Origin of the sequence: Streptomyces sp. B5E4, assembly GCF_039871555.1 — a bacterium.
GTDB lineage: Bacteria > Actinomycetota > Actinomycetes > Streptomycetales > Streptomycetaceae > Streptomyces.
Map to the genome: position 1 here is coordinate 1 of NZ_JBDPMI010000021.1, position 15,871 is coordinate 15,871.

The 15,871-nt window shown below is 74.4% G+C and carries 12 protein-coding genes and 1 pseudogene; 4 read left to right on the plus strand and 9 right to left on the minus strand.

Annotated elements, in window-relative coordinates; translation table 11 throughout:
- A pseudogene (locus ABGA99_RS24190) lies at positions 1-128 on the plus strand (carbohydrate ABC transporter permease); the annotation flags it as partial.
- 179 nt (positions 129-307) lie between these two features.
- The gene (locus ABGA99_RS24195) at positions 308-1,414 is read left to right on the plus strand and encodes a peptidoglycan DD-metalloendopeptidase family protein (protein ID WP_347579603.1); all 1,107 of its coding nucleotides are present in this window, start codon (positions 308-310) and stop codon (positions 1,412-1,414) included.
- A 3-nt stretch (positions 1,415-1,417) separates the two neighbouring features.
- Here ABGA99_RS24195 and ABGA99_RS24200 read toward each other — a convergent pair whose 3' ends face one another.
- The 8 genes from ABGA99_RS24200 to ABGA99_RS24235 form a co-directional block, all read right to left on the minus strand.
- Positions 1,418-1,633, minus strand: coding sequence for a Trm112 family protein (locus tag ABGA99_RS24200; protein ID WP_347579602.1), 216 nt, complete (start codon positions 1,631-1,633; stop codon positions 1,418-1,420).
- Positions 1,630-2,688: a DMT family transporter gene (locus ABGA99_RS24205; RefSeq protein ID WP_347583411.1), complete on the minus strand. Its 1,059-nt coding sequence runs from the start codon at positions 2,686-2,688 to the stop codon at positions 1,630-1,632. The genes ABGA99_RS24200 and ABGA99_RS24205 overlap by 4 nt, the downstream gene beginning before the upstream one ends.
- Positions 2,689-2,691: 3 nt before the next feature.
- Positions 2,692-3,483: a methyltransferase domain-containing protein gene (locus ABGA99_RS24210; RefSeq protein WP_347579600.1), complete on the minus strand. Its 792-nt coding sequence runs from the start codon at positions 3,481-3,483 to the stop codon at positions 2,692-2,694.
- Positions 3,480-4,844, minus strand: coding sequence for a condensation protein (locus tag ABGA99_RS24215; protein ID WP_347579599.1), 1,365 nt, complete (start codon positions 4,842-4,844; stop codon positions 3,480-3,482). Before ABGA99_RS24215 ends, ABGA99_RS24210 begins: the two co-directional genes overlap by 4 nt.
- Before the next feature lie 52 nt (positions 4,845-4,896).
- A complete protein-coding gene (locus tag ABGA99_RS24220; protein ID WP_347583452.1) occupies positions 4,897-9,531 on the minus strand; it encodes an alpha-(1->3)-arabinofuranosyltransferase family protein in 4,635 nt (1,544 codons plus the stop codon).
- A complete protein-coding gene (locus ABGA99_RS24225) occupies positions 9,528-10,262 on the minus strand; it encodes a class I SAM-dependent methyltransferase (RefSeq protein ID WP_347579598.1) in 735 nt (244 codons plus the stop codon). The genes ABGA99_RS24220 and ABGA99_RS24225 overlap by 4 nt, the downstream gene beginning before the upstream one ends.
- 5 nt (positions 10,263-10,267) lie before the next feature.
- Positions 10,268-11,569, minus strand: a complete 1,302-nt coding sequence (locus tag ABGA99_RS24230; RefSeq protein ID WP_347579597.1) for a glycosyltransferase family 4 protein — start codon at positions 11,567-11,569, stop codon at positions 10,268-10,270.
- A gap of 144 nt (positions 11,570-11,713) precedes the next feature.
- Positions 11,714-12,724 (minus strand): DUF3068 domain-containing protein, encoded by a 1,011-nt coding sequence (locus ABGA99_RS24235; protein ID WP_347579596.1) that lies wholly within the window; start codon positions 12,722-12,724, stop codon positions 11,714-11,716.
- A gap of 123 nt (positions 12,725-12,847) precedes the next feature.
- On the opposite strand from ABGA99_RS24235, the gene ABGA99_RS24240 reads away from it, so the two are divergent.
- Entirely contained in the window at positions 12,848-12,991 is a 144-nt protein-coding gene (locus tag ABGA99_RS24240) for a hypothetical protein (RefSeq protein WP_018840808.1), read from the plus strand.
- Between the two features lie 219 nt (positions 12,992-13,210).
- On the opposite strand, the gene ABGA99_RS24245 is transcribed toward ABGA99_RS24240, so the two are convergent.
- Positions 13,211-15,262 carry a SpoIIE family protein phosphatase gene (locus tag ABGA99_RS24245; RefSeq protein WP_347583412.1) on the minus strand — a complete coding sequence of 684 codons (2,052 nt, stop codon included), beginning with the start codon at positions 15,260-15,262 and terminating at the stop codon, positions 13,211-13,213.
- Positions 15,263-15,381: 119 nt separating this feature from the next.
- Between ABGA99_RS24245 and ABGA99_RS24250 the strand changes: the two genes are divergently transcribed.
- Positions 15,382-15,870, plus strand: coding sequence for a GNAT family N-acetyltransferase (locus ABGA99_RS24250; protein ID WP_347583413.1), 489 nt, complete (start codon positions 15,382-15,384; stop codon positions 15,868-15,870).
- Position 15,871: the final 1 nt, after the last annotated feature.

Below are 15,871 nucleotides of genomic sequence, written 5' to 3' on the forward strand. Positions count from 1 at the left end.
GCAACTACACCGTCGAATGGAACTACCTCTTCGCCGCCTCCGTCGTCGCCATCATCCCCGTCGTCATCCTCTTCGCCTTCATCGAACGACACGTCGTCTCCGGACTCACCGCCGGATCCGTGAAGTAGGTCCGCAGGAGGGCTCCACCCCGGCCCGCACCCCGCCCGCCGCTCTGCCGGCCGGCGGGGTGCGGCGTACCACGGTCGGGGGAGCGCGGGGCGGGGCCGGGTGCGCCGGACGGGCGATCTACACCGACACCCCGCGCTTCCTGCGTCATGCCGCGCCGTACATCGGTAAGTATCAGCCGATGCGACGAATTATCACACAAACAGGAGCGACCGCGGCCCTGTGCGTCGCCCTCGCCATCCCCGCCGGCGCCCCGCACGCCGCCGCCCGCCCCGACCCGGGCACGGACGGCAAGGCCGGGGTGCGGGCGGTGCGCGGCACCGTCGACCGGCTGTTCCGGGACGCCGCCGCGGCCACCGAGCGCTACGAGGCCGCCCGCCGGGCGTCCGCCGCGCAGCGCGTGAAGATCGCCGAGCTCCAGCGGGCCGTCCGCGCCAAGCACCGCAGGCTCGTCGTGCTGCGCGGCCGGATCGGGCAGTACGCCGCCCGCGAGTACCAGTCCGGCGGCCTCGGCCCCACCGCCGCGCTGCTGTTCGCGCGTACCCCCGAGGAACTGCTCGACAAGGTCTTCCTGCTCGACAAGGGCGAGCAGGCCGCGGCCGGCCTCTACCACCGTGCCGAGCAGGCCGAGCGGCGGCTCGCGGACGAACGGGAGCGCCAGGCCGTCGCGCTCGCCGACCTGCGCGCGGAACTGCACACGCAGGCGCGGGTGAAGCGGTTCATCGAGCGCAAGCTGGAGCGGGCGCAGAGCAGGCTGGAGGATCTGCAGGGAGCCCAGGACGCCCGCTCGCGCAGCTCCGACTGCCCGCGCGCCGAGCGCTCCCGGGCCGTGACGCTCAGCACGGACGGCAAGGCGCTGGGAGGCCGCACATGGACGGCTCCGGTGGGCCGTTACACCCTGTCCGCGCGCTTCGACCAGGCCGGCGGGATGTGGTCCTCCCGGCACACCGGCCTGGACTTCGCCGTCGCCGAGGGCAAGCCCGTGGGCAGCGTCGGCTACGGCGTGGTGTACGAGATCGGCTGCGACGACGCGTTCGGCAACTCCGTCACCGTCCTGCACGACGACGGCTACTACACCTTCTACGCCCATCTCTTGGCGGTCCGCGCCAAGCCCGGCGAGCGGGTCTTCCCCGGCCAGCCCCTCGGCCGCGCCGGCACCACCGGCAACTCCACGGGCCCGCACCTGCACTTCGAGGTCCGGGTGACACCGCAGTTCGGCTCGGGGATCGACCCCGAGCCGTGGCTGCGGGGCAAGGGCGTACGCCTCCGCAAGCCGCCGGCGGAGTAGGGCTCACGCCCGGGGCTGCAGGCCGCCCGTGATCCGCTCGTGCTCCTCGTCCGACACCGTCTCGCCGGAGGCCGGCAGCAACTGCGGGATGCCGTCGCGCACCGGATAGCGGCGCCGCAGCCGCGGGTTGTACAGCGCGTCGCCGGAGTCCAGCAGGGTCAGCGGGCCCTTGTCGAGGGGGCAGACGAGGATCCTCAGCAGCGGGTCGTCGGGGTTCACGGGACGGGTCCTCCACGATGGGGGGTCGGTACGGGGGCGGGCGGCAGGACGGCGGGGCGCCGCTCCGGCGGCTCGGGCTCGGCGGCGGACGGGGGCGGGGAGCCGGGCACGTCGCCGCGTACGGCTCCGCCGCGTACCGGCCCGGGGGCCGGAGCCCCACCGGGGGTCTCCTCCGGCGCCGGCTCGTCGTGGCGCGGCAGCGCCAGCAGCACCGACACCGCCAGTGCGATCCCGCCCAGCCGCAGCAGCAGCCGCGGCGCGTCGTCCGGCAGCGGCTCGCCGAAGACGAACGTGCCCGCGGCGACGGCGTGCAGGCAGTTGGCGGTCGTGCACACCGGCACGATCAGCGACGCCCGGCAGCGCTGCAGCGCCGCCTGCGACATCACCAGCCCCGCCGCCCCGGTGAACGCCAGCGTGTACGGGTACGGCGACGCCAGCAGGTCGACCGCGGTGCCGAGCACGTCCGAGCCCGACACCAGGCCCGAGACGCCCTTGATCGTCAGCGAGCTGACCCCGTACAGGAAGCCCACCCCGACCCCGTACGCGATGCCCGTCGTCGGGATCCGGTGCCGCCGCTTGGCGCGCAGCTCCGCCGCCAGGTACAGCCACAGCCCCGCGGCCAGCGACGGCAGCGCGATCAGGAGGAACCGCCCGGCCGGCGCCGACGTGCTGACCGTGTCGGCCTCCTTGTCCAGGGACAGCACGATCATCCCCAGCGAGAGCAGGATCGCGCCCACCCCGGCCAGCTCGCGCGCGCTCAGCCGCTCGCCGAGGAACCGCGACGACAGCAGGATCAGCAGCACCAGACCCGAGACGAGGATGCCCTGCGCGGCGGCCAGCGGCAGCGTGCGGTAGCAGAGCAACTGGGCGGCGAAGCCCAGCCCCAGGCTGAGACAGCCCGCCAGCCACAGCGGGCTGGACACCAGCACCCGCACCATGCGGGCCGGCCGCTTCACGCTCAGCTCCGGCAGGGCCGACAGCGCCCGCTTCTCCAGCACGAAGCCGCAGCTGATGAAGACGTTCGCCAGCAGCGCCGCGGCAACCCCCCACCACATCGACTACTCCCGCCTGGCGTGGACGAGCAGGATCGAGGCCAGCGACGGCGCCCGGCAGGCGACGCGGTCGAACGGCCGCAGCGGCCGGGGCACGTCGTGGTACGGCGCGCCGGCCACCTTCTCCACCGTAAAGCCGGAGGCCGCCAGAAAGCCCCGGAGTGCGCGGGCCGTATACAGCCGGAGGTGGCCGACGACCTGGCTGCCGGGGCGGCCGTGGATGCCGCGCAGGCTGACTTCGGAGAACACCGGCTGCACGCCGGCCAGCAGCAGCACGCGGTTGTACCAGGCGGCGAGGTTGGGGGTGGAGAGCAGCAGATGGCCGCCGGGGCGCAGAACGCGGCGCAGTTCGTCGAGCGCGGCGTCCGGGTCGACCAGATGCTCCACGACCTCGCTGAACAGCACGGCGTCCGCGCTGCCGTCGGCGAGCGGCAGCCCCGCGGGCTGCGCGGCGCCGTCCGGCAGCCCGCCGCGGACGACGTGGACCGGTGTGCCGGGGGCGGCGTCGCGGGTACGGGTCCGGGCGCGGCGCAGGGCGTCGTGCGACCAGTCGACGGCGACGATGCGCTGCCCGCCGGGGCGGCGCGCGTCGAGCACCCCGGCTGCCACCGCGGCGGCGGAGCCGTCGCCGCAGCCGACGTCCACGACGACCGCGGGCGCCGCGCCGGTACGGAACGGGCCCAGGGCGTCCGCCAGCATCCGCGCCTGCCGCCGGCTGCGGGCGTCGCCGGAGGCGACGGGCACGGCGGGGTTCTCGTAGAAGTCCCGCAGCGAGGCGGGGGCTTCGGCCCGGCTCACGCCGGGGGCTCCGCGCAGGCCGCGAGGCCCTGCTGCATCAGCTCGCCGATGCGGACGGCGGCGGCGTGGTCGAGGAGGGCGCGGGAGTAGCGGACGGCCAGGTGCAGCCGTCCCGCGGTGGACGCGGCGGTGATCGCGAGGCCGCGCGGCATCCGGGACGGGGCGGAGACCCACACCGCGGTCGGGCGGCCGGCGGCGCCGAAGTCCAGCGGGTAGACGATGCGGCCGAGGTTGGACAGCAGGGTGGTCGACATCAGCGGTGCGGCGGCGCTGCGCAGCGTACGGGCCAGCACGCCGCGTACGCCGACGGGCAGCACCGGCGCGGTGAGCAGCACGCCGTACAGGCCCAGCGGGTGGCTCGGCTCGGACTTCAGCGTGTGGGTACGGGCCATGGTGGCGCGCAGCAGCCGCTCGACCGCCGCCCGGTCCGGGGCCTCGCCGCCGGTCAGTGCCTCCGCGTCGGCCCGCTCCTCCGGCCCGAAGGCGACCTCGGTCAGCCGGGTGCCGTTGCCGATGAGCATCTCCGCCGACTCCCGCGCGCGGTTGTCGACGGGCATGGTGATGCGCACCGGGGCGCTGCGGGCGCCGTGCGCGCGGTTCCAGCGGGCTGCGGTCAGGCAGGTCGCGACGAGGAGCTGGTCGTTGACGGTGGCGCCGTAGGAGGTGCGGCGGGGCGCGGGCAGGTCGAGGAGGAGCAGGCCGTTGCCGGTGCCGGGGGCGGCGGTGTCGCCGGCGATGCGGGCGGGGCGGGCGGGTCCCGCGCGGCCGGCGTCGGCGGACGGGGGCGCGGGCGGGGCGGGGGCCGCCTTCGGTGCCGTACCGCCAGACGCCCTGCCGGCGGCGGACGTCGCCGGCTGCGGTTCGCCGCCCGCGTACACCTCCGCCGCCGTGGCCAGCACCCGCAGGCACGAAGGGCCGTCCATGGCCGTGTGGTTGACCGTGGTCATCAGGACCGTGCCGCCGTCCTCGGTCTCGACGGCCTCGATACGCACCGGCGGCGCGGCGTCCAGCGGCGGGCAGTCGGTCATGGTCCGCTCGCGCGCCGCCTCCAGTACGCCGGGCCCTGCGGCCAGGAACGTCACCGGGTCGACGTCGGCCTCCGCGGTCACCTGCCACTGGTAACGGCGGTGCCACCAGCGGCCGGCGGCCTTGCGCTGCTGGAACCGCGGGTGCCGGCGCGCGGCCTCGGCGAGCGCGGTGCGCAGCCGCTCGGGCTCGAACCGCCCGGGGAAGTGGAGCTCGATGTGCACGGTCTCCGGCTCCACCGGATCCGTGCAGTGCAGCGAGACCTCGTCCACCGTGGGGAACGGGACCCGTCCCGGCGCCGCCGGGGCGGGCCGGGCGGGCTGCGTCACCGTCATCTACGCCTCTCCTTCGCGGTGGGCGCCCCGGGTGCGGGGCGCCCACCGGTGTTCACTTGCCGTTCTCCTCCCGCCGGTCGGCGGGCGTGCCGTCGTCCGGCGGGGTGTCCGCGGGCGGTGCGTCCGCGGGCGGGGTGTCCTGGACGTCGTCCGCCTGCTCCGCCGTGCCGCTGAGCGGGATCGGCGGCTTGGGCACGAAGGCGTCGCGCGGCTCGTCCTGGGCGGTGCCCAGCGGCGGGGTCTCCGAGCCGTCCGCCGCCCGCTCGGTGCCGAGCGCCGGCGTCCGCTCGGCACCCGCGCCCGCGGACCTGCGGCGCCAGAACCGCTGCGTCGGCCGGTCCGGCTCCGGCTCCGCGGCGGGCTCCGCCGCGACGGCCGTACGTCCGGGCGGCCCGCCGGGCCCGGGCGGCGGACCGCCCGCGGCACCGGCCGCACCCGCACCCGCCGCGGGCACGCCCGCGCCGTACGCGGGGAACGCGGCCGTCTCCGCCTCCGGGTCGGTGTCCGGGCCGTACCCGGTCTCCGTCCCGGCCGGCTCCGGCCGCTCCGCGGTGACCAGCGCCGCGGCCAGCGCCAGCACGGCGAGCGCCTGGGCGACGCCGCTGAAGGCCCCCTCGTCCATGCGGACAGCCTCGCCCGCACCGGTCAGCGCCGCAACACCCGCGCCGGCCATCGCCACCAGCGCCAGCGGCGCGAGCAGCCCGGCCCGGGTCCGCGCCAGCAGCGCCAGCGCCGGCACGATCAGCGCATAGGGACCGGCCACCACGGCGACCACGGCGGTGAGCACCAGCGCACCCAGCACCCAGCCCGGCGCCGGCGGCGCCGGCTCGGCGGCGACCGCCTCGCGCCGCCCGGCGCGGACGAACGCCAGCCCGAGCAGCGCCAGGATCGCCGCGACTCCGGCGAAGATCCCCGCGTCGTACCAGGCCGCCGGCTTGTACTCCAGCGTCACCTCGCCGCTCAGGTCGGCGGGCACCAGGAAGCCCTGCTGCCAGCCGTCGAGCCGCACCGACTCCAGCTCCTTGCCGTCGAGCGTGGCCTTCCAGCCGTCGTTGTAGTTCTCGTACATCGTGAGGTACGCGTCCTGGCCCTCGCCGACCGTGACGGAGCGCTCGTCGCCCGCCCAGTCGGTGGCCTCCACGTCGCGGCCCTCGGCCGCCGCGGCCGGCTCGCCGCGGGTCAGCGTCAGGTCGGTGACCGCCAGCGCCTCGCCGTCACCCGCGGCGACGGCGTGCCGCCCGGCCTCCAGCTGCACGGGGCCGGCGGCCTCGCCGTCGTCCGGGCACAGCTCGATGTCGACGGGCCGGCGGTCGACGAGGTCGCCCAGCGTGCCTTCGGCGCGCGTGTTGAGCAACTGACCGTCCACGGACACCATCGGGCCGCGGCCGCACTCCAGCTCGAAGGGCTCGTCCTTCTCGACCGGCTTGGTGCGCAGGTCGTCCTCCGCGTCTTCGCCGAGCGCCGGGACGTAGACCTCGGTGAGGCCCACGGGCAGTTGCACGTCGCGGTCCGCGAACGGGTTGTGCACCGCCAGGGACTCGGTCTCGGTCACCTTGATGTCGAGCCGGTCGGTCGTCACCGGCGGGATCCGCACCCAGCCGTTGGCGTCCACGCCCACGGTCTGCGCCCCGGTCGGGGTGACCACCTCGACCTCGGTCGGCCGCGCCGACAGCCCGCCGGCGGGCGCGAGCACGAACTCGCTGATCTCCGTCGCCTCCGGCCAGGTCAGCGTCAGCGACTCGTCCGTCCCGGCGATCCAGGCCGTGGTCAGGTCCTTGTCGACCAGGTTGCGCGGGCTGAGCTGCGGGCTCAGCGGCATCGTGGAACCCGCGGTGGCGCTGATCCGCTCCTCCGGCAGCGCGCTCAGGTCGTCCAGCAGCGCGTCGAGTTCCTGCCCCTGTACGGGCAGCGCCCTGCCGGTCACGGTGTACTCGCCCTCGCCGGACTCGAACCGCCGCTGCAGACCCGTCTCGGCCGCGGCCGGGTTGAGGCCGCCGAGGTCGCTGCCGCGGTGCAGGGAGATCTGCTCCGCGTCCGCCGCGACCTGCTTGGCGTCCGCCGGAAGCTGGAGCTGCCGGCTGACCGGCGAGACGCCGGGGATCTCGACCTCGGCGAAGCCGGCCCCGGCGAAGCCGGTGCGGTTGCCCTCGGTCTTGCGGATGGAGATCCGCAGCCAGTCCGCCTGCCCCTCGGGGGACTTGACGGTCTGCGTACGGCCACCGGCCTGCAGCGTGCTGACCTCGCTGCCGCGCGGGGTCTCCACCTCGACCTCGACGGGCTCGGGCCGGATGCCGGCGCCGGGCAGCGGCGTCAGGTCGAGCGTGCCCTCCAGGTTCGTGGGCTCGGTGAAGTCGATCTGCAGCCACTCGCCCTCGGACGTGTCCGGGTTGCCCTCGGCCCAGCCGGTCTGCGCCACCCCGTCGAAGGCGTTGACGGGGTCGAACTGCGGCAGGTGGAACATCCAGTTGCCGCTGGTCGAGGCGGTCACCGAGGCGGCGCCGTCGAGGACCGCGGTCGTCTGGTGCTCGCTGCCCTTCTCCGGCACGATCATCCGCGGCTCGTCACCGGGGTCCTGGAGGCTGTCCTCCGGGTTCTTCTCGTCCTCGGTGTAGGTGTACGAGGTGTTGTTGTTGACCACGCCGAACCGGGTGTCCGCCCGGCGCAGCCCGTCGGCCTGCACCTTGACCGCCGGCTCGTCGACGCCCGGGTGGCCGTCGCCGGCGAGCACCGCGGGCCGGCCCTGCCAGTCGGGGTCGGCGGAGAGCTGGAGCAGCGACTCCGGGCCGCCGCTGAGGACGGCGGTGTCGGCGGCGTTGAGCGCGCCGGCCGGTCCCGGGCGCAGGCCCTCGCCGTCGGCAGGCTGGTAGATCTCCACCGCGCGCTGGCGCGAGAACAGCCCCTCGATCTGCAGCGGCGTGCCCTCGGGGATGCGCCCGCCGGTCAGCTCGGGACCGAACTCGGCGACCTTCTCGTAGCCGGAGGACGTCAGGGTCTGCTTCACGGTGGTCGGCGGTACGTAGCCGACCTGGTCGGGGTCGAGGTCGTTGCGTACGACGACGTAGTGCAGACCCGCGCGGGCCAGGAACGCCTGCAGGCCCTGCACCTCGCCGCCGGTCATCAGCGCCTGGTCGACGGCGTCCATCGCGCGCCGCGAACCCGCCGTGCCGAACGGCACGTAGTCGCGCTGCGCCCAGCGGGACTCGGCGAGCACGTCCAGCGGCTGGTCGATCGGCTTGCCCCACTCGTACGTGCCGTGCGCGGTCGCCGGCACCACCAGCGCCCGGCTGTCGGGGGAGTACTCCTCCAGCCAGTCCGCCGTCTGCTCCCAGTGCTTGGGCAGCTTGTCGAACGCGCCCGGCTGCAGCACGTCGCCGTTGGCGTACGGCAGCAGCAGCCCCGGCAGCACCACGAGGGAGGCGACCGCGGGCACCCACGCGCTGCGCCGCGGGTTGGCGCGGGTGCCGCGGCGCTCGGCGGCGACCGCGACGAAGTGCGCGAGGCCCAGGGCGAGCGCGAGGGCCAGTCCCGGCTGGAACTTGTAGATGTTGCGGAACGGGCTCAGCCAGCTGTCCAGCGCGTCCTGCACGCCGCCGGAGAACGGGGCGCCCAGCGCGCCGCCGTAGCCGGCCAGGGTGACGAGCGCGACGATCATCACGGTCAGCACCAGCCAGCGCCGCTCGGGCAGGTCACGGCGGGCCAGGCCCGCCAGGCCCAGGCCGGCGGCGAGCACGGAGGACAGGATCGGCAGCCAGCCGGTGGCCACGGTCCAGCCGCCGGGCAGCCACGCCTCGCCGAAGTTCAGGTACGCGACCCAGTTGCCGGTGCCGCGCAGCACCTCGGTCGCCGACATGGTGGTCGTGGTGTTGTGCGCGGTCTCGATGAACGGCAGGAAGTTCTCGCCGTAGACGCCGAGGAGCAGCAGCGGCACGATCCACCACAGGCAGGCCAGCAGCACCCCGGGCAGCCACCACGCGAGCAGCTTCGTGCGCCGCGGGCCCGTGCGGGTGCACACGTACAGCAGCGCGGGCAGCAGCGCGGCCAGCGTGGAGGCCGCGTTGACGCCGCCCATGAACGGGATGATCAGCGCCGAGCGGGCGGCGGCGACCCGCGGGGTCAGCCGCTCGTCGAGCAGCGGCAGCAGCACCCACGGCAGGATCGCGCCGGGCAGCGCGCCGGCGGAGGTGGAGCCGACGATGACGGTGAACACCGGCCACAGCGCGTACGCGGTGGCGCCCAGCACCCGGGTCCCCGAGGTGCCGAAGCCCAGCCGGTCGGCCAGCTTCAGCGCGCCCCAGAACGCGGCGGTGACCACGAGCGACAGCCACAGCCGCTCGGCCAGCCACGTCGGCATCTGCACCAGGTCGGTGAGCAGGTAGTACGGCAGCATCGGGAAGGCGTAGCCGAAGTACTGGTCGTGGATGCCGCCGAAGCCGTTCTGGTCGTGCCACAGCTCGCCGAGGTCACCGGCGAACTTCCACGGGTCGACCACCACGCCGAGCTTCGTCTCGAACGTCGTCTTCCCCGCCGAGGGGATGAGCCAGGCGACGAAGGCGAACGCCCAGAAGCCGAGCGGCCAGCGCCAACTGCGCCGGCTCTCGGGCGGCCGCGCCCCTGCCGGCCCCGTGGGGGGCGGTGGTGAGTAGGGCCGGCCGGGCGTGGCCGGTTGCGCGGGGAGCGTGGAGGTCATGGGCACCGCCGGAGTATGAGAAGAAGGTTCCAGGTGGCGAACTCGCGTACGCCGGGGACACGGACGACGGCCTCGGCAAGGAAGGGCCAGTAACGGGACCGGGCCGCGACGACCTCGACGTCGTCCCGGGCCCGTACCGCCTTGAGCGTGGGGCCTATGTGGATGGGGAAGAGGTTCTCGCCCAGGGTGTGCTTGGGGTCGCGTCCGGCGCGCCGCGTGTAGCGGCGGCGTGCCCGGTCCGCGCCCAGGTAGTGCCAGGGCGCCTGCTCGTGGCCGCCCCAGGGGGAGAGCCAGTTGGTGAACGCCACGTACAGCAGGCCGCCGGGCTTGGTGACCCGGATCAGCTCGCTGAGAAAGGTCTCGGGGTCGGCGACGTGCTCCAGCACGTTGGAGGAGAACGCGACATCGGCGACGCCGTCGGCGAGCGGCAGCAGATAGCCGTCGGCGACCACCGCACCGGTGGTCACGTCGGAGCCGTCCACCGCACCGGACATCTCACCCGCGTCGCAGTCGAAGAGGTACGCCTCGGCGCCGCGGCTGCGGAACTCCTCCGTGAACCAGCCCCCGCCGCCGCCGACGTCGACGACCAGCCGGTCCTTGAGCGGGGTGATCCGCTCGACCTGGTCCGCCGCGTCCCGGGCCAGCAGGCTGTAGGCGCGGGCGGGGTCGTCCTGCTCCTTCATGAAGGCGCGGAAGAGGGCGACCGACCGCCGTATGGAGGGGTCCCGCACTGCTGTCATCCTCCCCGCTTGTCGTGCTGTCCGGCGCGGGCGATCGCTTCGCCGGCGACGGTACGGAAGTCGCGCACCGTCGCCTCCCAGCTCAGCCGGGTGGCGCGCCGCCGGGCCGCGGCGCCGAGGGTGGCGCGGCGCTCCTCGCTGAGTGCCAGCGCGCACCAGTGGGCGGCGAACGCGCTCTCGCCGCGGGCCAGCATGCCGGTGTCGCCGTCGCGGATGGAGTCGCGCAGGCCGGGGATGTCGAAGCCGATCGCGGGCGTGCCGCGTACCGCCGCCTCGGTCACGACCAGGCCCCAGCCCTCGACGAGGGAGGGGTGCAGCAGCAGCCAGGAGGAGGCGAGGAGGCGGTGCTTCTCGCCCTCGGAGACATGGCCGGCGAACGTCACGCCGGGCCCCGCCATCGCTTCGAGCCGGCCGCGCTCGGGGCCGGTGCCGACGATGACGAGCCGGCCGCCGGTGACCGGGCGCACCCGCTCCCACAGCCGCAGCAGCAGGTCGATGCGCTTGTACTCGACCAGCCGGCCCATCGCCAGGAACAGCGGTTCGGGCGACTTCGGCGGCAGCGGTCCCGGATCCTCGACGCCGTTGTGGACGACCCGTATCCGCTTGGGGTCGACGCCTATGTTGCGCAGGGCGGTGGCGGTGGAGGAGGAGACGGCGACCAGCAGGTTGCCGCGGTGCGCGCCGGCGAGTGCCCAGTGCTCCAGCCGGCGGCCGAGGCGGGCGAGGGGGCCGGGGTAGCGCATCGCCCACAGCTCGGTGTGCACGTGGTTGACGAGGCAGAGCGACGGGCCGCTGTGCCACAACGGCGCCAGATAGGGCATGCCGTTGCAGACCTCGACCAGCAGGTCGGTGCCGCCGACGTGGCGGGACAGCGCGCGGCGCGCGCGCAGGAAGTGCGCCAGCTCGAAGGTGGTGCCGCCCGCGGAGACGACGCGGTAGTCGCGGTAGGCGGCCGGGCCGCCGCAGACCAGGGTCACCTGGTGGCCGTGGTCGGTCAGGCCGCCGGCGAGCCGGTCCACGAGCAGTTCGGAGCCGCCCGCGGCGGGGTTGCCGAGGTCGCGCCGGGCGAGGAAGGTGATCCGCCGGGCGGGGTGGCCGTCGGCGCCGCGGCCGGCGCCCCCGTGGCCGTGGGCCGCGCGGGTGTCGGCGCCGTGGTCCTCGGGGCCGCGGACGCCGCGGTGTTCGGCGTCGTGGCCTTCTGCGCCCCGGCTCGCGGGCACGCCGACGGTCCCGGCCGGGTAGGCGTGCGTGCGCCGGAGCGCGTCCGCGTCCAGGGACGGGGGTACGTGCTGGGGCATCGGTGCTCCAACTCGTCTCAGGGTGCGGGCGGGTGGTTCAGGGCCGTTCGTGGGGTGCGGCATGACGGTCGGGTGGACGGGGGCGACGGGGACGCCGGCCGGGGGAACCGGCGTCCCCGTCACGGGGGTGGGGGGTGGGGGGCATCAGGCCGCGACCGGCTGGGGCGGGACGCCGTCCGGCTCCCGTTCGCCGTCCGGCTCGTCCCGCCGGCCGCCGCGGGCCAGCAGCACGGCACCGGCACCGGCGAGTACGAATCCGGCCACGAGGGCGACGACCGGCAGGGTCTCGCCGACCAGCTTCAGCCTGCTGCTGTCCTCGTCGGCGAGGTCGACCTGCTCCTTCTGGGTCTCCTCGGTGAACGCGATCCCGTCGCTCTGCAGCAGCGTGACCTCGTCGGTGCCGCCGCCGGGCTGGCGCAGCGTCTTCTTCGGCGCGATGGAGGCGTAGATGATGCGGCCGGTGCGCTCGTCGGCGACCAGCTCGATCTTCTCGTTGGCGTACCACTCGTCGGCGAACACCTGCTCCTTGTCGGGCAGTCCGACCATCACGCCCGGCACCTGCCGGGTGCCGGTCTTGACGGGCTCGACCTCGCCGGTGAAGGCGAGCCCGGTGTAGCCCTGGATCTTCCGCTCGCCGTCGTACTTCAGCGCCACGGTGTCCTGGGCGCTGCTGTCCCACCAGCGGTACGTGCGCTTCTCCACGTCGAAGGGGAACTTCAGGTACGCATCGCCGCCGAACCGGTTGCCGTCGACGCCGGTGTTCTCGTCGCAGCAGTGCTCCGGCGCGTTCGTCTCGCGGTCCATGACCCACCGCTCGGTGGTGAACTGGAACGCGCGGCGCGGATCGTCGATCTCGCGCGTCAGCGGGGTGTCGATGGTGGTGGCGGCGTCCCAGACGGCGGTGTCGTCGTCGCCCGCCGCCACGTCGCCCAGCACCTTCCGGACGATCGTCAGCTCCTGGTTGTCCCGTTCCTTCCGCGCTTCGGTGTCGTAGAAGGTGCCGGTGCCCTCGTAGCGCGTCGTCGAGTCGATGTCGAGAGGATTGAGCTTGGCGCGTGGCTCGACGTAGAACGCGAGCATGGGGGCGAGCACGAGCAGGAAGACGCCCAACCCCAGCAAGATGAGGGACAGGGGTGACGCGGTACGGCGGCTCATGCTGCACTCCCGGCAGGGGCTGGTTTACGACGCTGGTTTTGTCACCGCGGTGCAAGTTCTACGGGTCGGTAACGTAAGGCTGTGCTTGACAGGGTGTCAATGCTGCTCCCACACTCAGCGTCCATGCAGAACCGACTGGTAGCCGCCGTGGTGACCAGCGTCGCCGCCGCCGCTCTCGCCGTGGGCGCCGCCCTCGGCCTGGTGGCCGCGCTGAACGCCACGCCGGAGCAGCCCAACGTCCCGCTCATCAGCTTCGACGGTCGCTGACCTGGCATTCGTCCCCGTCGCGGAGGCCGCGACGGGGGCTTTGCCATGCCCGGGGAGCCGGCGTCCCACGGGCGGCGACACGCCGAGGACACGGTGTCGTATCGATGTCCAAAAATTGTCGACCAGGTGACAAGTAGTCACCGTCCGGTGGCGCGATGCGTCTGCTGCGGCGGCGGTACCCGGTACGCGCCGCGCCGTGCGCCCGCGCGCCTGCGGCCGTCAGCCGAACTCGGCCCACACGCACTTGTCGTTGCCGCGCGGCTCCACGCCCCACACGTCCGCCAGCCGGTCCACCAGTAGCAGACCGCGGCCCGAGACGCCCGCTTCGCCCGGTTCGCGGCGATGGGGCAGCGCACTGGAGCGGTCCTCCACCTCGACGCGCAACCTGCGCTCCGGCGTGCTGAGCGGCCGGATCGTCACCACCGCCGGACCGTCGGTGTGCAGCAGCGCGTTGGTGATCAGCTCGTCGGAGACCAGCTCGATCTCGTCCGCGCGCTCGCCCGCCCCCCAGGAGCGCACCGCGCTGCGGATCATGTGCCGGGCGGCGGAGAGCGCGTCGGGGTCGGAGGGCGGGATGTACTGGCGCAGCCTGCTGCCCGGCTGCGCGGTGTCGCCCGCGGTGCGGCGCAGCATCACCAGCGCCATGTCGTCCTCGACGTTCCGCTCGTCGACGACGTCGCACAGCCGGTCCGACAGCTCGTCGATGTCGCGCGGCCCCGCGCGCACCAGCTCGGCGAGCTGCGCCGTGCCCTCGTCCAGGTCGGTGCCGGGCACCTCGACGAGGCCGTCGGTGTACATCAGCAGCGCGTCGCCGGGGTCGAGGACGGTGGTCGTCACGGGATAGTCCAGCGGGCCGAACGTCGCCGAGAGCCCGAGCGGCAGCCCGCCGGGTACGGCCAGCACGCGGCAGCCGCCGTCGGCGTGCCGTACCAGCGGGTCGATGTGCCCGGCGCGGACGAGTTGCAGGGCGCCGGTGGACAGGTCGATCTCCGCGTAGGTGCACGTGGCGAACCGCTCGGTCTCCAGCTCGCGCAGGAACTCCGAGGCCCGGGCCATCACGGTGGCCGGCGCGTGCCCCTCGCCCGCGTACGCCCGCAGCACGATGCGCAGTTGGCCCATCACCGCGGCGGCCTGCGTGTCGTGGCCCTGGACGTCGCCGATGACGACGCCGACCCGGCCGCCCGGCAGCGTGATCACGTCGTACCAGTCGCCGCCGATGCCCTGCCCCTCGTGCGCCGCCCGGTAGCGCACGGCGACCTCCGCGCCCGGCACCTCGGGGATGCTGCGCGGCAGCATGGCCTGCTGCAGGTCCTCGGCCAGCCCGTGCTCGCGGTCGTGCAGCTTGGCGCGCTGCAGGCTCTGGCCGATGCCGCTGCTCAGCGAGACCAGCAGATTGCGCTCCTCCGGTGAGAAGGCGCCCTTGTCGCGGTAGGACAGCCCGAGCGCCCCGATGACGCGTCCCTCGGCGATCAGCGGCAGATACGCGGCGCAGTCGATGCCGAGGGACTCCGCGTACGGATAGAGCCGCGGGTAGGCGGCGGCGAACTCCGCCCGGGAGAGCACCAGCCGCGGCCGGCCCGTGCGCACCACCTCGCTCAGCGGCAGCCCGGGCTCGTCGACCCGGGTGTAGTCCGCGAGCTGCACCTCCGTACCCTCACCCATGGTGATGATCTGGATCCGCGCGGCGTCCACCAGTCCCAGGACCATGTTCACCGCGCCGAGCCGGGCCAGCCCCTCCGCGCCGCCGAGCACGCCGATCACGTCGTGCACGGTGGTCGCGTTCGCCAGCGCGGCCGTGGTCTGCTGCACGACGCCGGTCTGCCGGCGGCGCTCCTGGTCCAGCGCGAACTGCTGGGCGGAGTAGTTCAGCTCCAGCGTGGCGTCGCGGACCATGCCGACGACGCGGTGCGCGCGGCCGCCGCCGTCGCGCAGGATCGCGCCCTGGGTGTGCGTCAGGCGGGACGTGCCGTCGCGCAGCTGAACCCGCAGGTACGCGCTGTAGGCGGGGCGGCCCTGCGCGATGGCCCGGGAGACCAGCGCGTCGAGCCGCGCGCTCTCCTCCTTGGTGACGCGCGAGTTCAGCTTCTGGGGGTCGCCGTCGTACTCCTCCGGCCGCAGGTCGAAGACCCGCAGCGCCCCCTCGTCCAGGTGCATCTGCCCGCCGTCGAGGTCCCAGTCGAAGCTGCCCATGTGGTTCAGCTCCATGCTGACCACCGCGGGCGCGGGCCAGTCGCCGGCCTCCGGGGCCGGCGTGCCTCCCCGGTCGCTCATGCCGCCACTTTCACACTTTTTGTACGGATATTCGAGTGGAGCGCCATTCTACGCCCCACGGAGCGCCCCGCCATACAAACCGGTGGCGCAGCCACCCGCCGCCCCGGCATGCTGACCCCATGCTGATCAGGGACGCCACCGCCGACGACTGGCCCGCCATCTGGCCGTTCTTCCACCGCATCGTCGCCGCCGGCGAGACCTACCCCTACGCGCTGGACATGAGCGCCGAGCAGGGCCGCGAGGTCTGGCTGCCGCCGCCCCCGGACCGTACGACCGTCGCCATCGACGACGAGGGCCTGATCGTGGGCTCGGCGAAGATGAACGCCAACCGGCAGGGCAACGGCGACCACGTCGCCAGCGCGAGCTACATGGTCGACCCGGAGCGGCACGCGGGCGGCGTCGGCCGCGCGCTGTGCGAGGACTCCCTGCGCTGGGCCCGCGACCGCGGCTTCCTCTCCATGGAGTTCAACGCCGTGGTCGAGACGAACATCTACGCCGTGAAGCTCTACGAGTCCCTCGGCTTCCGCATCACCGGCACCCAGCCCCGCGCCTTCCGCCACCCCGCGGAGGGACTGGTCGGCCTGCACTGCATGCACGTCGATCTCTGAC